We start from the raw sequence: 19,306 nt of genomic DNA on the forward strand, positions 1-19,306 counted from the left end.
CCTACGGGGGCGGTACGGCGCGCACGCGAACCGGAGGTGAACTCCCGTCGCCGGCCGGGCCGTCGGCGCCGCGCGCCACGGCGGACGATCGCGCTCGCCGCCCGGCCGGAGGCGCGCGTCAGCGGCTGCCGTCCAGGATGACCCGCGCCACCAGTGCCGGGTCGTCGTTCATCGGGACGTGACCGCAGCCGGGCAGCCGGACCAGCCGGGCGTGCGGGATGAGCCGCTTGGCGCGGACGCCCTGACGGGGCACGAGGAGCCGGTCCCGGGCGCCCCAGGCCACCGTGACCGGCAGGCCCGGCACGGCGTCGGTGAACCGGACGGAGGCACCCGCCCGCAGGGTCGCCGTGAACCCGGTGGCCGTCGCGAGCGCGCGCGTCTCGGCGACCACCGCGGCCGGCGAACGGCGCGCCGGGCGGGCGTAGATGGTGCTGGTCAGCGCGGTGCGGCCGGCCGCCGTGCGGGACAGCCCCGTCACCACCGGCGGCGGCAGCCGCCGGGCGATGCCACGCATGCCGAGCAGCACCGTGAAGGCGTACCGCCGCTCCGCCGGTGACCAGAAACCGGCGGGGGACAGGGCCGTGACGGACCGTACGCGCTTCTCCCGGCCCAGTTCCAGGGCGAGCAGGCCGCCCAGCGAGTTGCCGGCGACGTGCGGGCGGTCCAGGTCCAGCGCCTCGAACAGGGCGCCGAGGACGGCGTTGGTGGTCGGCAGGTCGTAGGCCAGCCCCTCCGGCAGACCCGGGGACGCGCCGAAGCCCGGCAGGTCCACGGCGATCACCTCGCGCTCCGTGGCCAGGATGTCCACGACCGGGTCCCAGGCCTGCCGGTGGTGGCCGATGCCGTGCAGCAGGACCAGCGGTTCGCCGCGGCCCACGCGCGCGTAGGACACGGTCACCTCGCCCGGGCCGTGGGGGGCGGGGACCTGGAAGGAGACGGTGGCGGACATGGGGTGCTCCTCGTCTGTGCTGCCGACGGACGCCGTAGACAGCTTGTCAGCAATCACCTACCGGCGGGTAGCCCTTCGCGGGCACCGCCCCTGTCCGGGTGGACACCGGCGGGTGGGTGACGATGGGATGGCACCGTGACCACGCAGCCCGCCACCGACGTCTTCGAAGAACACCGGCCCCTGCTCATGGCAGTCGCCTACCGCATGCTCGGCCGGGTCGCCGACGCGGAGGACGTGGTCCAGGAGGCATGGCTGCGCTGGTACCACGCCGACCGCGAGGAGGTCCGCGAACCGCGCGCCTACCTGGTGCGCGTCACCACCCGGCTGGCCATCGACCGGCTGCGCCAGGCCCAGCGGCGCGCCGAGGCCTACGTCGGACCCTGGCTGCCCGAGCCGTACCTCACCGAGTTCGCCGACACCGCCCCCGACTCCGCCGACCGCGCCGTGCTCGCCGACACCGTCTCCCTCGCCGTCCTGGTCGTGCTGGAGTCGCTGTCCCCGCTGGAACGCGCGGTGTTCGTGCTCAGGGAGGCGTTCGGCTACCCGTACGCCGAGATCGCCACGCTGCTGGAACGGACCGAGCCGGCGGTACGGCAGCTCGCCGGGCGGGCCCGCCGGCACGTGGCCGAACGACGCCCCCGCTACGACGTCGAACCCACCCGGCGCCGCGAACTGACCGAACGTTTCCTCGCTGCCGCCGGCGAGGGCGACCTGGCGGGGCTGATGTCCCTGCTCGCCCCGGACGTCCGGCTGGTCGGCGACAGCGGCGGCAAGGCCAAGGCGCCGGTGCGCGTCCTGCACACCGCCGACAAGGTCGGCCGCTTCCTCGTCGGCATCGCGCGCACCGCCCCGGCCGACCGGACCCACCGCGTCCTGGAGACCAACGGCGGCCCCGCCCTGCTGCTCCTGACCGGCGGCGAGCCCGACAGCCTGTTCCAGGTGGACATCGCCGACGGCCGGATCAGCTCCGTCTACATCATCCGCAACCCGGACAAGCTCCGGCACCTCACCGCCCCCTGAGCCACCGCCCCGCCCACGAGCCCCCGTCGTCCCGGCGGGGGCTCCGCCGTATCCGGGTCGTCCCCGCCGTACGACGGGAGCTTTGCCGCGATGTCACACACACCGGCGCGCGCGAACGCCTCGTGAACGCTTCGCTGCCGGCCGTCCGGATACCGACGGGGCGGCCGAGGATTGGTCTTGACCAAGGGTGAGTGCCGCCCTATGGTCGCAGAGAAGTGCAACAACCTTTAATAAACAAGGGCGCCAAAAACCGCCGGACCACGGCTCTCGCGGAGGACAGGGTGGGGACCACGCAGCTGGAATCGGTACCGGAACCGAAGTACTGGCATCTCAAGACCGTCCTCAGCGAGGCACTCGACTCCGAGTTCTCGGTCGGCGAGATCCTGCCCAACGAGCGGGATCTGGCCGCCCGTTTCGGCGTGGCCCGCGCCACGCTCCGCCAGGCCCTCGAACAGCTGGAGCTGGAGGGCCGGCTCCAGCGCCGGCGCGGGGTCGGCACGACCGTCGCGCCCCCGCGCGTGGGCGTGGCCGTCGGCACGGAGCAGCACGTCTGGCCCGGCGCCGCAGGAGACGCCTGGCAGCCCGTCGACAGCGCCCAGGCGGTGCCGCCCGCCGCGGTCGCCGCCGCGCTGGAGACCGGCGCGGACGAAACCGTGCACACCGTGCGCCGCTCCCGGATGTCCCACGGCCAGCAGGTCGCCACCGAACTGCTCTACATCCCGGCGGCCTCGGTGCCCGGACTGACCGCGATCGACGCCCCGTCCGGCGCGGCACGCGCGCGTGCGGTGCTGCGGGAGCTTCAGCACCTGTCCCTGGAGGGGGAGGACCGCGCGGTCGAGCTGGGCTCCGCGCGCGCGGACGACGCCAGGGCACTGGACCGGCTCCCCGGCTCCCCGGTGCTCGTCGTCACCACCCGCTTCTTCGCCCAGGGCCGCACCGCCGTCCTGTCGGTGGCGACCTACCGCGCCGACACCTGCCGGCTCACCTTCGGCGACTCGGCGGGAGTGGAGATACACCACGACCCGCAGCAGCGGGCCTCCTGACCCTCCTGCCTCCGGCACCACGGACTTCCGCGGTGCGGGACCGCACAGCGATCGCGGCCCCGCACCGAGGAGCTTGCGAACACCTCGGCGGTACGCCGCCCGCACCACGGCCGCGTCTCCGCCGCGCGAGTACGCCGACCGGCGCCTGCCCGGCGGCCGGTGGGCCGGAACACCGCCGTCACAGCACGCCGGGTCCGGCCAGGCCATCGCGGTGAGGCGGCTGGGCCGCGCTCTCCGCATGGCCGCATTCGGCCGCGTCTCCGCGGCGCGAGTACGCCGACCGGCGCCTGCTCGGCGGGCGGTGGGCCGCAACACCGCCGTCACGGCACGCCGGGTCCGCCAGGCCATCGCGGTGAGGCGGCTGGGCCGCGCTCTCCGCAAGGCCGCATTCGGCCGCGTCTCCGCGGCGCGAGTACGCCGACCGGCGCCTGCTCGGCGGGCGGTGGGCCGGAACACCGCCGTCACGGCACGCCGGGTCCGGCCAGGCCATCGCGGTGAGGCGGCTGGGCCGCGCTCTCTGCATGGCCGCATTCGGCCGCGACGCCGCCGGGGCGGTACGCAGACCCCGCCCACTCCGCGTCCAGTCTCAGCACCTCACGCGCTCTCGCGCTCGTCCCGTTCCGCGCCCGGGCTCAGCGTCTCGCGCCCGCCATGCGGCCGGGTTCAGTGCCCTACTCCGCAGGCGGACTCAGCACCCCGCGCTCACGCCAGGCCTGCTCCGCGCGCCCACTCCGCGTCCAGTCTCAGCGCTTCGCCCCCGCTATGCGGCCGGGCTCAGTGCCAGTGCCCACTCCGCGCCCAGGGGTTGGCCTTGCCGTCCAGGGTCAGCCTCCGCGCCCAGGCTCAGCGTCAGCGGCCAGGCTCGGTGCCGGTGCCGGTGCCCAAGCTCAGTGCCGGCGCCGGCGGCCAAGCTCAGCGGCGCGTCAGCGTGCCGTCCACGGTGAACAGTTTCTCCTCCACGTGGTCCAGGGCCAGCCGCAGCGCCCCCGTGGCCACCGCCGCCTCGCCCAGGACCGACAGGGCCACCCGGGGCGGGCGCAGGCAGTAGCGGGCCAGTTCGCGGCGCAGCGGCTCCAGGACACCGTCCAGGCCGGCCGCCCAGCCGCCGATCACGACCAGCTCCGGATCCAGCGCCAGCACCAGCGCGGCCACGTCGTGCACCAGCCGCTGGATGAACCGCTCCACGGCCGCCCGCGCCCGCAGATCGCCGCCGCGCGCCAGCGCGAACACCTCGGCGACCGCCTGCTCGTCCAGCGGGTGCAGCGGCTCGTCGGTGGTGGACAGCAGCGCCTCCGGCGTCGCCTCCCGGCCCAGCAGATGCAGCGCGCCGATCTCCCCGGCCGCCCCGCCGTAGCCCCGGTGCAGCCGCCCGCCGATCAGCGAACCGGCCCCGGGACTCAGCCCGGCCAGCACGAACACCACGTCGTCCGTCTCGGCCGCCGCCCCCTTCCAGTGCTCCGCGAGCACCGCCGCGTTGGCGTCGTTCTCCACCAGCACCGGGCAGCGGAAGGACCGGCTCAGCCGCTCCCCGAGCCGCAGCCCCGTCCACCCCGGCAGCGCCGTGCCCAGCCGTACCGTGCCGTCCGCCTCCACGATGCCCGGCGTGCCCACGCCCACCGCGCGCAGCGAACCGCGCGCGACCCCGGCCCGGCGCAGCAGCTCGGCGACCGCGCCGCGCAGCCGGTCGAGCCGCTCGTCCGCCCCGGCGCCCGCGCCGACCTCCTTGGCCTGCGCGCCCAGCACCCGGCCGTCCAGGTCGGACAGCAGCGCGGCGACCCGGTGCGGCCCGATCTCCAGGCCCAGCAGATGCCCCGCCTCGGCCCGGAACCGGAACCGCCGCGCGGGCCGCCCCTGCCGGCGCGTGCCCCCCTCGTCGGCCACCGTCTCGACCACGAGACCGCCTTCGATGAGCCCCTCCACGACGCCCTCGACGGTCGGCCGGGACAGTCCGGTGACCCGGGTGATCTCGGTGAGCGTCGCGCAGTCCGTGGCGCGCAGCGCGTGCAGCACCACCGCGGAATTGATCCTTCGCAGCAGCGAGGGATCGCCGCCGGTCAGCTGCCCCACCGTCCGTCCTCCCAGCTCGCGGGCGTGTTGGCCGGATCGTACTCGGCCGGGGGCACCCCGGCGAGTGCCGGGCTGCGCGCGCGGTCGCGGCCCGCTCAGCCCGGCTCCACGAACCCCGACTCGTAGGCGGCGATCACCGCCTGCGTGCGGTCGCGCGCGCCGAGCTTGGCCAGGACGGCACTCACATGCGACTTCACCGTCTCGGCGCTCACCACCAGCCGCGCGGCGATCTCCGCGTTCGACAGCCCGCGCGCCATCTGCCGCAGCACCTCCGCCTCCCGCTCGGTCAGCCGGGCCCGCTCCAGCGCGGCCCGCGCCGGCCGCCCGCCGTCGCCGTACCGGGCGGCGAGCCGCCGTACGGAGGCCGGGAACAGCAGCGAGTCGCCCGCCGCGACCAGCCGCACCGCGTGCACGATCTCGGCCGGGCGGGCCCGCTTCAGCAAAAACCCGTCGGCACCCGCGCGCAGCGCCTCGTACACGAACTCGTCGTCCTCGAAGGTGGTCACGACCAGGATCTTCGGCGGATCGGGCACCGTGCGCAGCACCGCGCGCGTGGCCTCGATGCCGTCCATCAGCGGCATCCGGACGTCCATCGCGACCACGTCGGGGCGCAGCTGGCGCACCAGCGGGATGACGGCCGCGCCGTCGGCCGCCTCGCCCGCCACCTCGATGTCGGGCTGTGCCTCCAGCACGGCCCGCAGACCCGCGCGGACCAGGGGTTCGTCATCGACGAGCAGGACAGTGACCGGCATCCGGCCAGCCTAGATCACCCCAGCGGCAGCTCCACCCGCACCCGCCAGTCGCCCTCCTCGGGGCCGGTGGCGGCGCTGCCGCCGAGCAGCGCGGCCCGCTCCCGTATGCCGCGCAGACCGCTGCCCCGCCCGGGGCCGGGTATCGCGCCCGGCAGCGGATTGCGCACGTCCAGGGCGAGTGTGCCGTCGGTGACCGCGACCCGGACCCGCACCGGCACCGGACCCGCGTGCCGCAGCGCGTTGGTGAGGGCCTCCTGGAGGATGCGGTAGCCCTCCCGGGACACCGGTCCCGGCACGGCCTCCACCGGGCCCGTCACCTCGGCGTCGACCTTCGCGCCCGAGGCCCGCGCCGACTCCAGCAGCCGGCCGGCGTCCGTCAGCGTGGGCCGTGCGCTCAGCGGCCGCTCGGCCTCCCGCAGCACGCCCAGCACCCGCTCCAGGTCCTCCAGCGCGGACCGGCCGGTGTCCTCGATGGCGGCCAGCGCCCGCTCGGTGAACTCCGGATCGCCGGCCGCGCGCGCGGCCCCCGCCTGCACCACCGCCAGTGTCAGGGCGTGCCCGATCGAGTCGTGCAACTCCCGGGCGATCCGGGTGCGTTCCAGCAGCTGCTCGGTGCGCTGCTCCAGCGCGGCCAGCCGCTCGGCCGCCGACGGCCCGAGCAGCCGGCGCGCGGCGGCCGTGATCAGCTCGCCGAGCGCGACCACGACACCGTAGAAGACGAGCAGCGGCAGCGGCGTCAGCAGGGCCCAGGCGCGGTGCGACGGCAGCCAGTCCGGCAGCGCCATCCCGGCCGACGGCGCGCCCCACGCGCACCGCGCCAGTTCGAACGCGGCGGCGGGCAGCCACACGGAGGCGAACATGGCCGCCGCGCCGAGCGCCATCCGCACTTCCAGCCACAGCACCGTACGCAGCCGGTCCCGCCAGGTCGCCGCCGGTGCCTCGGAGATGCCCGGGTCCGGCTCGCCGGGCGTGAGCATCAGCCGCGCCTGCACCCCCTCGCCCCGCCGCACCGCGGGCACCAGGCCGAGCGGGACGAGGAACAGGGCGGGCATCCACGGGGTCGACGGATCGATGAAGAGCCAGACGCTGACCATCAGCATCGGCACCCACAGATGCAGCAGGCGCGTGTACGTCGCCGCGCGCAGCAGCGGGCTCAGAAGGCGGGGCATGGCCTCATCGTCGCAGCCGGCACTGACAACGGGCCTCCCCCGCACGGGGGAGGCGGTCCCCGCCGGCGGGGGAGGCCCCGGCCGCCGGGCCCGGCCAGGCTGGTGCCATGACCAGCATCGACGTTCGCGACCTCACCAAGGAGTACGGCGGCCGGCGGGCCGTGGACGGCCTCACCTTCAGCGTCCGCCCCGGCCGGGTCACCGGCTTCCTCGGCCCCAACGGCGCCGGGAAGTCCACGACCTTCCGCCTCGTTCTGGGCCTCGACCGGCCCACCGCCGGCACCGCCACCCTCGGCGGCGACGCCTACGCCCGGCTCCGTGAGCCGCTGCGCCGGGTGGGCGCCCTGCTCGACGCCCGGGCCGCGCACGGCTCGCGCACCGCGCGCGGCCATCTGCTGGCCCTCGCCGCGAGCAACCGGATACCCGCCCGCCGGGTCGACACCGTGCTGGAGGAGACCGGCCTCGCCGCCGTGGCCCGGCAGCGGGTGCGGACCTACTCCCTCGGCATGCGCCAGCGGCTCGGCATCGCCGCCGCCCTGCTCGGCGACCCGGAGGTGATCCTGCTCGACGAACCCGCCAACGGCCTCGATCCCGAGGGCATCGTGTGGATCCGCACCCTGCTGCGCCGGCTCGCGGCCGAGGGCCGTACGGTCCTGGTCTCCAGCCACCTCATGGGCGAGACCGCCGCGTTCGCCGACCACCTGCTGATCCTCGGCCGGGGCCGGCTCCTGGCCGACACACCGGTGCGGGACTTCATCCACGCGCGCGTGCGGCCCCAGGTCCGCGTCCGCACCACCGATCCCGCCGCCCTGGCCGATCTCCTCGCCCGGCACGGCCACGACGCCTCCTGTGAGGAGGACGGGGCCTGGACCGTGCGGCACACGCGCGTGGACGTCCTCGGCCGGCTGCTGTCCGAGGCGGGCGTCCCCGTCCTGGAACTCTCCGCCCGGGAGGCCACCCTGGAGGAGGCCTACCTCGATCTGACCGCGTCCGAAGCCGAGTTCACCGCACCGCGCCAGGAGGCCTGACCATGCCTTTCGTCCCCGTCCTCCACGCCGAGTGGATCAAGATCCGCACCCTGCGCTCCCAGCTGGGCGGCCTCGCCGCGATGTTCGTCACCATCGCCGGACTCTCTCCGCTCGCCGCGGTCGACGCCGACTCGGACCCGCTGTTCTCGGTGTACTTCGGCATCAGCTTCGGGCAGATCGCCGCGATCGCCTTCGGTACGACGGCCGTCTCGTCGGAGTACCGGGACGGCGCGCTGCGGCTGACGCTGACGGCGGTGCCCGACCGGGGGCGCTGGTTCGCCGCGAAGACGACGGCGATCGCCCTGCCGGTGCTGGCCGTCGGGCTGCTCACCGGATTCGTCTCGCTCCTGGTGGGCCGTGCGGCCCTCGGCGCGTCCGCGCCCGGCTGGGCGGAGGGCGTGCGCGGCGCGGTCGGCTGCGGTGTGCACCTGACGCTGATGGCCCTGTTCGCCGCCGGAGTGGCGGCCGTGCTGCGCAGCGGAGTCGCCACCCTCTCCGTGCTGATCCCGTTCCTGCTGATCGTGTCCTTCGTCATCGGTGACTTCTCCGGCTCGGTCGCCGACTACCTCCCCGACCGGGCCGGCCAAGTGGCCCTGCACAGCGACTGGGGCGGCGCCCTCGGCCCGTGGAGCGGGCTCGGGGTGACCGCGCTGTGGACGGCGGCGGTACTGGCGGCGGGCGCCTGGGGCGTGCGGCGCAGGGACGCCTGACGCGGGACCAGTTGTCAGTGGTGCCCGCTTTACTGGACCGCATGGACATCGCGGAGTGCCTGACCCTCATCGAGCTGCTGTGCGCCCGGGAGTTCCCGGCGGTGCCCGGCAGGACGGAGCACGGCGAGAGCGGGCCCGGCTACCACATAGCCGCCTTACAGGCCAGCGAGGAGTTCTGGGACGGCGACGGCGGCGAACGGGAGGAGACCGAGGCGCAGTTCGAGGCCGACCGGGACGGTCTCGCCGAGCGGCTGGGCGAACGGTGGGGCAGTCCCCGGCACTTCAGCCTGTACAGCGTGTTCGAGCGGACCCTGGCGGGCGAGGAGCTCGCCGAACCCTGGGCCGGGCTCAGCGGCCACGTCCCGGACCTCCTGCTGTGGCGGGCACCGGAGACGGGCCGCTGGGTCGCCCTCGGCATCTCCCAGTGGGACAAGGAGCTGCCCTTCCAACTGCTCGGCATGGTGACGGAGACGGACCCGCCGTGAGACGGGTCCGGACCGAGACTGATTGGGAGCGCTCCCAATCGCCGGATCGGGGCTCCGGTCCGTCCGGAGCCCCGCCGGGGGTCAGCTGGTGGGGAAGGAGTCGGCGGTGCTGATGCGGCTCTTGATCAGCGCCCCGGACTCGGTCAGCACACCGCTGCTGCTGTAGTCGGAGCCGTCGCAGGTGCCGGGCTTGAGCGCCGCGCTGCTCTCGTTGGCGTCGGAGTAGGTCCAGTTCGCGTAGCTGATCTTCAGCTGGTCGAGCAGGTCCAGCCAGGCCGTGGTGCTGGACCGGTCCATCGTCCCGCCGCCGGTGGCGCTCACCGTGCCGAACTCGGTGACGAACAGCGGCAGCTTCGAGGCCGCCCGGCTCACCGTGGCGCGGTAGTTGTCCTTGTGGCTCGCGGCGTAGAAGTGGAACGTGTACATGATGTTGGTGGCGTTGACCGGGTTGTTGACGACCTCCGTCTCGCTGGAGCCGTCCGAGACGCCCAGCGAGGACCAGCCCCGGGTGCCGACGATGACCACGGCGTCCGGATCGGCGGCCCGGATCACCGGGATGACCTGCTCGGCGTAGTTCTTGATGGCCGTCCAGCTCACGCCGTTGGGCTCGTTGGCGATCTCGTAGATCACGTTCTTCTTCGCGGCGTTGCGGGCGGCGACGGACGCGAAGAACGTCTTGGCGCGGTCCAGGTTGTAGTTGGGGTCGCCCGGCGTGAGGGTGTGGAAGTCGATCAGGGCGTACATGCCCCGGGCCTCGGCCATGTCGACGAGGCTGTTCACCCGGCTGGTGAAGCCCGCCGGGTCGGTCTCGTAGCCGTCCTCCTGCACGTACATGGCGACGCGCAGCAGGTCCGACTTCCAGTCCTTGGCCAGCGCGTCCAGGGCGGCGTTGTTGTAGCACTTGGCGAACCACTGGATGCCGTGCGTGCTCATGCCCCGCAGCTGGATGGGGCGGTTGTACTGGTTGCACAGGTTGACGCCGCAGACGTGCAGCTGTCCGTTGACGCCCACGGGGGTGCCGGTGCCCGGGTTGGGGTCGGGGTCCGTCGGGGGCTCCTCGGTGGAGCCGGTGCAGGCGACGCCGTTGAGCGTGAACGCCGAGGGCTTGGGGTTGGAGCCGGTGAAGGAGCCGACGAATCCCAGGTCGGTCGAGGCGCCGGTGGCCAGGGTGCGGTTCCAGTCCACGCCGGCGGCGCTGACCGTGGAACCGGACTGCGACCAGGTGGCGTTCCAGCCCTGGACGAACTTCTGCCCGGAGTCGGGCAGGCTGAACTTCAGCGTCCATCCGGTGACCGGGTCGCCCAGGTTGGTGACCTTCACCCCGGCCTGGAAGCCGCCCTGCCACTGGCTGGTGACGGTGTAGTCGACCTTGCAGCCGGTGGCGGCCGCGGCCGGCTGCGGGCTGAGCAGTGCCGTGAGACCCACAGCCGTGGCGCAGGTCGCCAGCAGGGCCACAATGCGTTTCAAAGCGTTCCTCCTCGGGTGAAGCGGGAACAGCGTGATGGGAGCGCTCCCAAAGCCCATCGGCCCGAGACCGTACACCGGTGGATCGAGGCGCGTACAGACGTACGACAGTGAACGCTGAGGCGCCCCGAGTGATCGCTGCTCAGAGGCGGGCCCGCACGAAACGTGCTACGCGCCCTTGCCCGGCCTTTCGGGCAGCGGCCGGCTCGGGGCGCGGGTCAGCCCGGCGCGCCGGCCGCCTCGCGCAACCGCCGGAACTCCTCCGCCATGGTGGCGGGGGTCCAGTGCGCGTTCAGCCCGCTGGGGTTGGGCAGGACCCAGATCCGGGTGCCGCCGATGGTCCGTTCCTGCGGGCCCACCTTGGCCGTGCGGTCCGCGAAGGCGGCGCGGTAGGCGGTCACGCCGACGACGGCCAGCCACCCCGGCCGCAGCCGCGCCACCTTCTCGGCCAGCAGCCGCCCGCCCTCGGCGTACTCCTCGGCGGACAGCTCGTCCGCCCGCGCGGTCGCCCGGGCCACGACGTTGGTGATGCCGAGCCCGTAGGACAGCAGCTCGTGCTGCTCGGCCGGCTTCAGCAGCCGGGGCGTGAAACCGGACAGGTGCAGCACCGGCCAGAAGCGGTTGCCGGGGCGGGCGAAGTGGTGGCCGGTCGCCGCCGACATCAACCCGGGATTGATACCGCAGAACAGCACGCGGAGGCCGTCCGCGACCACGTCCGGGACGAGGCGGTCGCGGGCGGCCTCCAGCTCCGCCCGGGTGAAGCGGGGGGTGCGGGGCGCGCGGGTCAGAGGATCGCTCCAGGGGTGTAGCCGGCCGCCTCCGGGCGCTGCTTCACGATCTCCTCGATCCGGGCGACGACCACGCCGACCTGGTCGGCGGCGGCGCCGGTGAAGGACAGCTTGTCGGCCATCAGCGCGGCCAGCCGCTCCCGGTCGAGCGGCAGGCGCTCGTCGGCGGCGAGCTTGTCGAGCAGGTCGTTGCGCTCGGCACCCTGCTCGCGCATCGCCAGCGCGGTGGCGACCGCGTTCTCCTTGATCGCCTCGTGCGCGACCTCCCGGCCGACACCGGCCCGCACCGCGCCCATCAGCACCTTGGTGGTCGCCAGGAACGGCAGGTAGCGGTCCAGTTCGCGGGCGATCACCGCGGGGAAGGCGCCGAACTCGTCGAGCACCGTCAGGAACGTCTCCAGCAGGCCGTCCAGGGCGAAGAAGGCGTCCGGCAGGGCGACCCGGCGCACCACCGAGCAGGACACGTCACCCTCGTTCCACTGGTCGCCCGCCAGCTCGCCGGTCATCGAGGCGTAGCCGCGCAGGACGACCATCAGGCCGTTGACGCGCTCGCAGGAGCGGGTGTTCATCTTGTGCGGCATCGCCGAGGAGCCGACCTGGCCCGGCTTGAAGCCCTCGGTGACCAGCTCGTTGCCGGCCATCAGCCGGATCGTCTTGGCCAGCGACGACGGGGCCGCCGCGAGCTGCACCAGCGCGGTGACGACCTCGTAGTCCAGCGAGCGCGGGTAGACCTGGCCGACGGAGGTGAAGGCCTGCGAGAAGCCGAGGTGTCCCGCGATGCGGTGCTCCAGCTCGGCGAGCTTGGCGGCGTCCCCGCCGAGCAGGTCCAGCATGTCCTGCGCGGTGCCGACCGGGCCCTTGATGCCGCGCAGCGGGTAGCGGCCGAGCAACTCCTCGACGCGGCCGTAGGCGACGAGCAGCTCGTCGGCGGCGGTCGCGAACCGCTTGCCGAGGGTGGTGGCCTGCGCGGCCACGTTGTGCGAACGGCCGGCCATGACCAGCTCGGCGTACTCGCCGGCCAGCTTGCCCAGGCGCGCCAGCACGGCCACCGTACGGTCCCGCATCAGCTCCAGCGAGAGCCGGATCTGCAGCTGCTCGACGTTCTCCGTGAGGTCACGGGAGGTCATGCCCTTGTGCACGTGCTCGTGCCCGGCGAGGTCGTTGAACTCCTCGATCCGCGCCTTCACGTCGTGCCGGGTGACCTTCTCGCGCTCGGCGATCGAGGCCAGGTCGACGGTGTCCAGGACGCGTTCGTAGTCGGCGAGCGCCTCGTCCGGCACCTCGATGCCGAGGTCCTTCTGGGCCCGCAGCACGGCGAGCCAGAGCCGGCGCTCCAGCCTCACCTTCTGCTCGGGCGACCAGAGCGTGGCGAGCTCGGCGGAGGCGTACCGTCCGGCGAGGACGTTCGGGATGCGGGGCTTGGCGGGCGCTGAAGTCACGTGTCCAGATTCTACTGGCGATTCGTGCAGGCCAGCGCCATGCCCCCGGTGGGCGGAAACTACGAGACGTACGCCACTTCCCGGTCAGGCGCGGGACTCGTAGGGCAGCAGTTCCGGGCGCTTGGGCGGGCGGCCGTCGCCGGAGGAGCGGCCGGTGAGCCGCCGGCCTATCCACGGCAGCAGGTGCTGCCGGGCGAACCGTACGTCGGCGATCCGGCGTGTCACCCAGTCCGGCGCGGCCGTCGCCGCCATCGGCACGTGCCACTCGGCGTCCTCCGGCTCGTACCCGAGCGCCTGCCACACCGCCTCGGCGACCCGGCGGTGCCCCTCCGCCGTCAGGTGCAGCCGGTCCACGTCCCACAGCCGGGGGTCGGCCAGCGCGGGCGCCCCGTACAGGTCGACCACCACGGCGCCGTGCTTGCCGGCCAGCTCGTCCACGCAGGCGAACAGCTGCTCCATGCGCGGCCGGAACCGCTCCAGCACCGGGCCCTGGCGGCCGGGGCTGCGCATCAGCACCAGCCGCTCGCAGGAGGGCGCCAGCCGCTCCACGGCCTCGGTGAGCAGATCCCGGACCCGGACCATGTCGCACTTGGGGCGCAGGGTGTCGTTCAGCCCGCCGACCAGGGTGACGACATCGGCCCGCATGGCCGCCGCCGCCTCCACCTGCTCGTCGACGATCTGCTGGATCAGCTTCCCGCGGACGGCGAGGTTGGCGTAGCGGAACCCGGGCGTGCGGGCGGCCATCCGCGCGGCGAGGACGTCCGCCCAGCCCCGGTAGGAGCCGTCGGGCAGCAGGTCCGACATGCCCTCGGTGAAGGAGTCGCCGACCGCGACCAGGCTGGAGTACGGGGGAGAGGCGGGAGAGGCGGAATTCGTCTGCATGGCGACAGCGATGGTATCCCGGCGCCATACCCGCCGGTCGGTCGCCCCGGAGCCCCCCGCGCACGCCCCCGTCGCGTCACCCGGCCGCGGGCTGGCCGAACAGTTGCCGCAGCACGTCCTCCATGGTCACCAGGCCCGCCAGCCGTCCGTCCTCGCCGAGTACGGCCGCGAGATGGGTGCGGCTGCCGCGCATCGCGGTGAGCACGTCGTCCAGCGGGGTGCTCTCCCGGACCCGCGCGATGGGCCGCATGTCCCGCAGCCGGAACGGCATGTCCCGGGGCGAGGCGTCCAGCGCGTCCTTCACGTGCAGGTAGCCCACGATCCGGCGCCCGGTGTCGACCACCGGGAAACGGGAGAACCCCGACTCGGCCGACAGCCGCTCCACCTGCTCCGGGGTGACGCCGACGCGCGCGTAGACCACCCGGCGCAAGGGGACGACCACGTCCCGCACCGGCCGGCTGCCCAGCTCCAGGGCGTCGTGCAGGCGCTCCTGCGCCCGGTTGTCGATCAGGCCCGCCTGGCCGGCGTCCTTGACGATCTCGGCGAGTTCGGCGTCCGTGAAGGTGGCCGACACCTCGTCCTTGGCCTCCACCCGCAACAGCTTCAGCAGCCCGTTGGCGAACGCGTTGATCGCGAAGATCACCGGCCGCAGCGCCCGGGAGAGCGTGACCAGCGGCGGGCCGAGCAGCAGCGCGCTGCGCACCGGTTCGGCCAGCGCGATGTTCTTGGGGACCATCTCGCCGAGCAGCATGTGCAGATAGGTGGCGAGGGTCAGCGCGATCACGAAGGACACGGCGTGACCCGCGCCCGCCGGCACGCCCACCGCGTGGAACACCGGCTCCAGCAGGTGCGCGATCGCCGGCTCGGCGACCACACCGAGCACCAGCGTGCACAGCGTGATGCCGAGCTGCGCGGCGGCCAGCAGCGCGGACACGTGCTCCAGGCCCCACAGCACGCTGCGGGCGCGGCGGTCGCCCTCCTGGGCCAGCGGCTCGATCTGGGAGCGGCGCACCGAGATCAGGGCGAACTCGGCGCCCACGAAGAAGGCGTTGACGACGAGGGTCGACAGGCCGATCAACAGTTGTACGGCGGTCATCGGGTCCCCTCCCGCGTCCCGCGGGTGCCCTCGGCCCCGCGGCGGTGTCCGGTCCTGTCCCGCCTGGTCCCGGCACCGGTCCCGCGGCTCTTGCGGGCCACGTCGGTCCGTTCGTCGTCCAGGGGAGCGTGCAGCAGCAGCCGGGCGGCCCGGCGGCCGGAGGCGTCCACGACGTCGAGCCGCCAGCCGGCCACCTCGACGCTGTCGCCCACGGCGGGGATCCGGCCCAGCTCGGTGGCGAGCAGGCCGGCCAGCGTCTCGTACGGCCCCTCGGGCGCGCGCAGGCCCACGCGCGCGAGCTGGTCGGTGCGCACGGCGCCGTCCGCCGCGTACAGGGCGCGGCCCTCCTCGTCGGCGCCGGCCGGGGCGAGGTCGGCCGTCTCGTGCGGGTCGTGCTCGTCCCGCACCTCGCCGACGACCTCCTCCACGATGTCCTCCAGGGTGGCCACGCCGGCCGTCCCGCCGTACTCGTCGATGACGACGGCCATGGTGCGCCGGCCGCCGAGCCGGTCCAGCAGCCGGTCGACGGTCAGCGACTCGGGCACCAGCAGCGGCTCGCGCATGATCTGCGCGACCGTGCGGTGGCGCCGCTGGTCGGCGGGGACGGCCAGCACGTCCTTGATGTGGGCGGTGCCGACGACGGAGTCCAGGCTGCCCCGGTAGACCGGGAACCGGGACAGGCCGGTGGCCCGGGTGGCGTTGGCCACGTCCTCGCAGGTGGCCTGCATGTCCAGGGCGACGACCTGGACGCGCGGCGTCATCACGTTCTCGGCCGTGAGGTCGGCCAGGTTCAGGGTGCGCACGAAGAGCTCCGCGGTGTCCGCCTCCAGCGCGCCCTCCTTGGCCGAGTGCCGGGCGAGGGCGGCCAGCTCCTGCGGGCCGCGCGCGGAGGCCAGCTCCTCGGCCGGTTCGACACCGAGCCGGCGCACGAAGTGGTTGGCCGTGGTGTTCAGGTGCTCGATGAAGGGCCGGAAGGCCGCGCTGAACCAGCGCTGGGCGTTGCCCACCCGCTTGGCCATGGCCAGCGGCGAGGAGATCGCCCAGTTCTTCGGCACCAGCTCGCCGACGACCATCAGGACGACCGTGGACAGGGCCGTGCCCAGCACCAGCGCGACCGAGGTCGCCGTGGACCGGGACAGCCCCAGCGCGGTGAACGGCCCGGCGAGCAGCTTGGCGATCGAGGGCTCGGCGAGCATGCCGACCACCAGGTTGGTGACGGTGATGCCGAGCTGGGCGCCGGAGAGCTGGAACGTCAGGTTCCGTACGGCCTTCAGGGCGCCCGCGGCACCGCGCTCGCCACGGGCGGCGGCCCGCTCCAGCGCGCCGCGTTCCACCGTGGTCAGCGAGAACTCGGCCGCCACGAAGGCGCCGCAGGCCAGCGACAGCAGGATCGCCACCAGGAGGAGGAGCACTTCGGTCATCGGGTCACCCCCGTCCCAGGATCGGACAGGGTGGGGGAGTACGCGCGGTGTCGCGGACTGGGAGGCTCGCCCATGGGCGGACGCTCACAACCTTTCATAGAGAGCCGAGTGCTCCCTCAAGAGTAAAGGATGAGCAAAGAAGCTTGTCGGGCCTCCCCTCCCGCCCCTTATGCCTCAGTCCGTGAGCGGCTTCACCCAGCGCCGCCAGTGCTCCTCGGGCCCGTATCCGGCCGCGCCCCAGGCCTGGTGCGCGGTCTCGTTGCGCACCAGCACCATCGCGTCCGCGCGCCGCCCGCCGAGCCGTACGAACCGTTCCTCGGCGGCGGCCAGCAGCGCCGAGCCGATGCCCTGCCGCCGCCGCTCCGGGTGCACCGCGAGCCGGTACAGATGGCACCGCCAGCCGTCGAAGCCGGCGATCACCGTGCCCACCAGCTCACCGCCCCGCTCGGCCAGGAGCAGCGCCTCGGGGTCGCGGGCCACCAGCCGCTCCACCCCGGCGCGGTCGTCGCTGATGCTCGTCCCCTCGGCGGCCGTCCTCCAGAACGCGAGCACGGAGTCGAGGTCGGCGGGAACGGCGGTACGTATGCGCAGGTCGGTCATGCCCCCATCATGATCGGGAACGGCTCGCGGTCCTACGGGGTCTCGTCACGCGGACTCCTCGCGCAGCCGTGCCAGCACCGGCGCGAACGCCTCCATGAACGGCTCCAGCACGGTCAGGTACGAGAACCCGTACCGCTCCCGCTGCGCCCGTACCTTCGCCACCACCTCCTCCAGCGGCCCGGCCAGCACGATGGGCAGGGCCACCGCCTGCTCCAGGGTCAGCCCGGGCTGCCGCTCCAGCAGCGGCCTCAGCGCCGGCTCCGGGTCGTCCGTGACGGCCACCAGCTGGATCAGCAGGTTCAGCTCGGCGGGCGCCGGCCGGTGCCGCGCCAGCTCGCGGTAGCGGGCCACCCGCTCGTCCAGCTCCTCGGCGGTGAGCGGGTCCAGCGTGCCGGGCGTGTCGCCCGGCCGGGCCCCGGTGAAGGCCGCGATGTCCGCGTGCTCCGCGGTCAGCCGCAGCATCCGGTCGCCGTTGGCCCCGATCAGCACCGGCACCCGGGGCTGCGCGGGCCGCGGCCGGTGGCCGTCCGAGCCGAGCAGCCGGCCCACTTCCGCGACCGTCCGCTCCAGGTGGTCCACCCGCTCGCGCGCCGAACCGTACGGCAGCCCGGCCGCCTCGTGCTCCGCCCGCACGTACCCGGTGCCGAGGCCGAGCTCGAGCCGGCCGCCGGTCAGCGCGTCCGTGGTCGCCACCTCGCGGGCCAGCAGCGCCGGGTTCCAGAAGCCCGCGTTGAGCACGAACGTGCCGACCCGCGCCCGCTCGGTGGCCTGCGCCGCCGCGACCAGCGCGGGGAACGGCGCGGGCATCCCGAGGTGGTCCGGTACGAGGATCACGTCGTAGCCCAGTTCCTCCGCGCGGCGGCACTTGGCGCGCCACTCGCCGGCGGGCGCGGGGTCCAGCAGGTTGACTCCGAAGCGGAACGGACGCGACATGAACTCTCCCCGGTCGGTGATCACTTGAGCCGCTCCGATTCCATCACGTCCACCCCGGACAGATCAGTCGCGTTGATCACCGTGGGTACCGGCGCACGGCGGCCGGCCCCGTGCCACCGTGCGCCCTTGCCGCTGCTAGCACCCTGGCGCTAGCGTCGGGGTATGGCGAAGACCCAGCTGAACGTGCGCGTGGACGAGGGCACCGCTCAGGTGGCCCGCGAGCGTGCCCTGGCCCGCGGGATGAGCGTCAACCGCTATATCGAAGAGCTGGTCAGACAGGACGCCGGGGAGGCGGGCCGCACGTTCGTGGAGGCCGCCGCCGACTTCATGAAGCAGTACGAGTCCGTGTTCGCCGAGGAATTCACCGAGGCGCACGGCACCGGGCCGGGGGACGGCCGCCCCTGACCCGTCCCTCCCTCGTGGTCCCTCCCCGAAGCCGTCCCGCCCGAGCCGACGCCCCGAAGCGGTTTCCTTGAACGATCTCCGTATCGACCTCGCCTGGCTGCTCATGCTCGCCGAACAGAAGACCCCGGGGGACCCGCAGGTCACCGACTGGGGCGCCCTGGTCGCCGCCGTGGCCCGGCACCGGGCCGAGATATTCGGCGTCCCCGTCTACGCCGACCCGTACGCCCGCGCCGCCTCCCTGCTCCAGTTGCTGATCCACGTCCCCGCCCTGGAACGCGCCAACGCCCTGTTCGCCTCCGCCGTCGCCTACGCCTATCTGGTCGCCAGCGGCGAGAAGATCGCCACCACCCCGGAGCAGGTCCGCGACCTCGCCCGGCTGGTGAAGGACGGTGCGGCCGGCGTCGACGACATCGCGCGCGAACTGCGCCGCTGGAGCAGCTGACCGACGGCCGGCATGGCCCCCCGCGGCACGCTTCCACGGGGAGCCCGCGATCCGCACGACAGGCTCTAGCGGCCCACCGTGCTCCAGTCCGTCGGCGCGGGCGGTACCGAGCGGCCCGCCGCGTGTTCGCGCAGCCGCCGGACCAGCTCCGGCAGGTCGTACCCGGGGAAGGAGACCTGGAGCAGGCGCAGCCCGAACCGCGACGGCGACTCCTCGCCGAACATCGCCGCGTCCATCGGCTTGATCCTCACGTCCCACGCGTCCGGGGCCGCCCAGTGCGTCATCCGGACGTAGAAGGCGTCCCGCGGGCCCGCGTTCGCCACGGCCGTCAGGAAGGCGAGACCGCTGTCGACCGGGAAGTCGATGAGCATCCAGCCCCGCCGGGACTCCACATAGGCCGCCATGTGCGGCAGCTTCTCCACCCAGCCCGCGTTGCTCTCGCCGAGGTCCTGACAGCAGGTGAAGGTCTCGAAACCGCAGGTCCAGATCGCCTCTATCGCCGGTGCGAGCAGCTCGTCGATCCGTGCCCGACGGTCACCCACCCGCACGGGGACCGTGGGGTGGGTGGCGTCGTCGTACGTCATCGCACGAGCATAGGCGCCGCGCCGGCCGC

20 protein-coding genes are annotated in these 19,306 nt (G+C 74.0%); 7 read left to right on the top strand and 13 right to left on the bottom strand.

Annotation, left to right across the window (positions count from 1 at the left end):
- Positions 1-118 precede the first annotated feature (118 nt).
- Positions 119-949, bottom strand: coding sequence for an alpha/beta fold hydrolase (locus IH25_RS0105330; RefSeq protein ID WP_030603677.1), 831 nt, complete (start codon positions 947-949; stop codon positions 119-121).
- A gap of 135 nt (positions 950-1,084) precedes the next feature.
- Here IH25_RS0105330 and IH25_RS0105335 point away from each other — a divergent pair, with 135 nt between their 5' ends.
- Together IH25_RS0105335 and IH25_RS0105340 are read left to right on the top strand one after the other, a co-directional pair.
- Complete coding sequence (locus tag IH25_RS0105335; protein WP_030603680.1) at positions 1,085-1,969, top strand: RNA polymerase sigma-70 factor; 885 nt, start codon at positions 1,085-1,087, stop codon at positions 1,967-1,969.
- A gap of 281 nt (positions 1,970-2,250) precedes the next feature.
- Positions 2,251-3,012, top strand: a complete 762-nt coding sequence (locus tag IH25_RS0105340) for a GntR family transcriptional regulator (protein WP_030603683.1) — start codon at positions 2,251-2,253, stop codon at positions 3,010-3,012.
- A gap of 912 nt (positions 3,013-3,924) precedes the next feature.
- Here IH25_RS0105340 and IH25_RS0105345 read toward each other — a convergent pair.
- The 3 genes from IH25_RS0105345 to IH25_RS0105355 form a co-directional block, all read right to left on the bottom strand.
- Positions 3,925-5,079 carry an ROK family transcriptional regulator gene (locus tag IH25_RS0105345; protein WP_030603686.1) on the bottom strand — a complete coding sequence of 385 codons (1,155 nt, stop codon included), beginning with the start codon at positions 5,077-5,079 and terminating at the stop codon, positions 3,925-3,927.
- Between the two features lie 95 nt (positions 5,080-5,174).
- Entirely contained in the window at positions 5,175-5,831 is a 657-nt protein-coding gene (locus tag IH25_RS0105350) for a response regulator transcription factor (protein WP_030603689.1), read from the bottom strand.
- A gap of 14 nt (positions 5,832-5,845) precedes the next feature.
- The gene (locus IH25_RS0105355) at positions 5,846-7,000 is read right to left on the bottom strand and encodes a sensor histidine kinase (protein WP_030603691.1); all 1,155 of its coding nucleotides are present in this window, start codon (positions 6,998-7,000) and stop codon (positions 5,846-5,848) included.
- Positions 7,001-7,107: 107 nt separating this feature from the next.
- Here IH25_RS0105355 and IH25_RS0105360 point away from each other — a divergent pair, with 107 nt between their 5' ends.
- Genes IH25_RS0105360 through IH25_RS0105370 form a run of 3 tightly spaced genes read left to right on the top strand, consistent with a single transcriptional unit; the run spans position 7,108 to position 9,223 of the window.
- Positions 7,108-8,028 carry an ATP-binding cassette domain-containing protein gene (locus IH25_RS0105360; RefSeq protein ID WP_030603693.1) on the top strand — a complete coding sequence of 307 codons (921 nt, stop codon included), beginning with the start codon at positions 7,108-7,110 and terminating at the stop codon, positions 8,026-8,028.
- Between the two features lie 2 nt (positions 8,029-8,030).
- Positions 8,031-8,738, top strand: a complete 708-nt coding sequence (locus IH25_RS0105365; protein ID WP_030603696.1) for an ABC transporter permease — start codon at positions 8,031-8,033, stop codon at positions 8,736-8,738.
- 41 nt (positions 8,739-8,779) lie between these two features.
- Positions 8,780-9,223 carry a hypothetical protein gene (locus IH25_RS0105370; protein WP_030603700.1) on the top strand — a complete coding sequence of 148 codons (444 nt, stop codon included), beginning with the start codon at positions 8,780-8,782 and terminating at the stop codon, positions 9,221-9,223.
- A gap of 81 nt (positions 9,224-9,304) precedes the next feature.
- Here the strand turns inward: IH25_RS0105370 and IH25_RS0105375 are convergent, their stop codons facing one another.
- The 8 genes from IH25_RS0105375 to IH25_RS0105410 form a co-directional block, all read right to left on the bottom strand.
- Positions 9,305-10,690, bottom strand: coding sequence for a cellulase family glycosylhydrolase (locus IH25_RS0105375; RefSeq protein WP_030603703.1), 1,386 nt, complete (start codon positions 10,688-10,690; stop codon positions 9,305-9,307).
- Positions 10,691-10,905: 215 nt separating this feature from the next.
- Positions 10,906-11,433: a G/U mismatch-specific DNA glycosylase gene (gene mug / locus IH25_RS0105380; protein WP_030603705.1), complete on the bottom strand. Its 528-nt coding sequence runs from the start codon at positions 11,431-11,433 to the stop codon at positions 10,906-10,908.
- 38 nt (positions 11,434-11,471) lie between these two features.
- On the bottom strand, positions 11,472-12,914 hold the full coding sequence (purB, locus tag IH25_RS0105385) for an adenylosuccinate lyase (RefSeq protein WP_030603708.1): 1,443 nt from the start codon (positions 12,912-12,914) through the stop codon (positions 11,472-11,474).
- A gap of 84 nt (positions 12,915-12,998) precedes the next feature.
- The gene (locus tag IH25_RS0105390; RefSeq protein WP_030603711.1) at positions 12,999-13,796 is read right to left on the bottom strand and encodes an SGNH/GDSL hydrolase family protein; all 798 of its coding nucleotides are present in this window, start codon (positions 13,794-13,796) and stop codon (positions 12,999-13,001) included.
- A gap of 76 nt (positions 13,797-13,872) precedes the next feature.
- Complete coding sequence (locus IH25_RS0105395; protein WP_030603714.1) at positions 13,873-14,892, bottom strand: hemolysin family protein; 1,020 nt, start codon at positions 14,890-14,892, stop codon at positions 13,873-13,875.
- The gene (locus IH25_RS0105400) at positions 14,889-16,313 is read right to left on the bottom strand and encodes a hemolysin family protein (protein WP_030603717.1); all 1,425 of its coding nucleotides are present in this window, start codon (positions 16,311-16,313) and stop codon (positions 14,889-14,891) included. Before IH25_RS0105400 ends, IH25_RS0105395 begins: the two co-directional genes overlap by 4 nt.
- Before the next feature lie 174 nt (positions 16,314-16,487).
- Positions 16,488-16,913, bottom strand: coding sequence for a GNAT family N-acetyltransferase (locus tag IH25_RS0105405; protein ID WP_030603720.1), 426 nt, complete (start codon positions 16,911-16,913; stop codon positions 16,488-16,490).
- A 45-nt stretch (positions 16,914-16,958) separates the two neighbouring features.
- Entirely contained in the window at positions 16,959-17,846 is an 888-nt protein-coding gene (locus IH25_RS0105410) for an LLM class F420-dependent oxidoreductase (RefSeq protein WP_030603723.1), read from the bottom strand.
- 162 nt (positions 17,847-18,008) lie between these two features.
- On the opposite strand from IH25_RS0105410, the gene IH25_RS0105415 reads away from it, so the two are divergent.
- Complete coding sequence (locus IH25_RS0105415; protein WP_030603725.1) at positions 18,009-18,251, top strand: hypothetical protein; 243 nt, start codon at positions 18,009-18,011, stop codon at positions 18,249-18,251.
- A 67-nt stretch (positions 18,252-18,318) separates the two neighbouring features.
- Positions 18,319-18,693: a hypothetical protein gene (locus IH25_RS0105420; RefSeq protein ID WP_030603728.1), complete on the top strand. Its 375-nt coding sequence runs from the start codon at positions 18,319-18,321 to the stop codon at positions 18,691-18,693.
- A 65-nt stretch (positions 18,694-18,758) separates the two neighbouring features.
- On the opposite strand, the gene IH25_RS0105425 is transcribed toward IH25_RS0105420, so the two are convergent.
- Positions 18,759-19,277 (bottom strand): hypothetical protein, encoded by a 519-nt coding sequence (locus tag IH25_RS0105425; protein ID WP_030603732.1) that lies wholly within the window; start codon positions 19,275-19,277, stop codon positions 18,759-18,761.
- Positions 19,278-19,306: the final 29 nt, after the last annotated feature.

Origin of the sequence: Streptomyces achromogenes subsp. achromogenes, from assembly GCF_000720835.1 — a bacterium.
GTDB lineage: Bacteria > Actinomycetota > Actinomycetes > Streptomycetales > Streptomycetaceae > Streptomyces > Streptomyces achromogenes.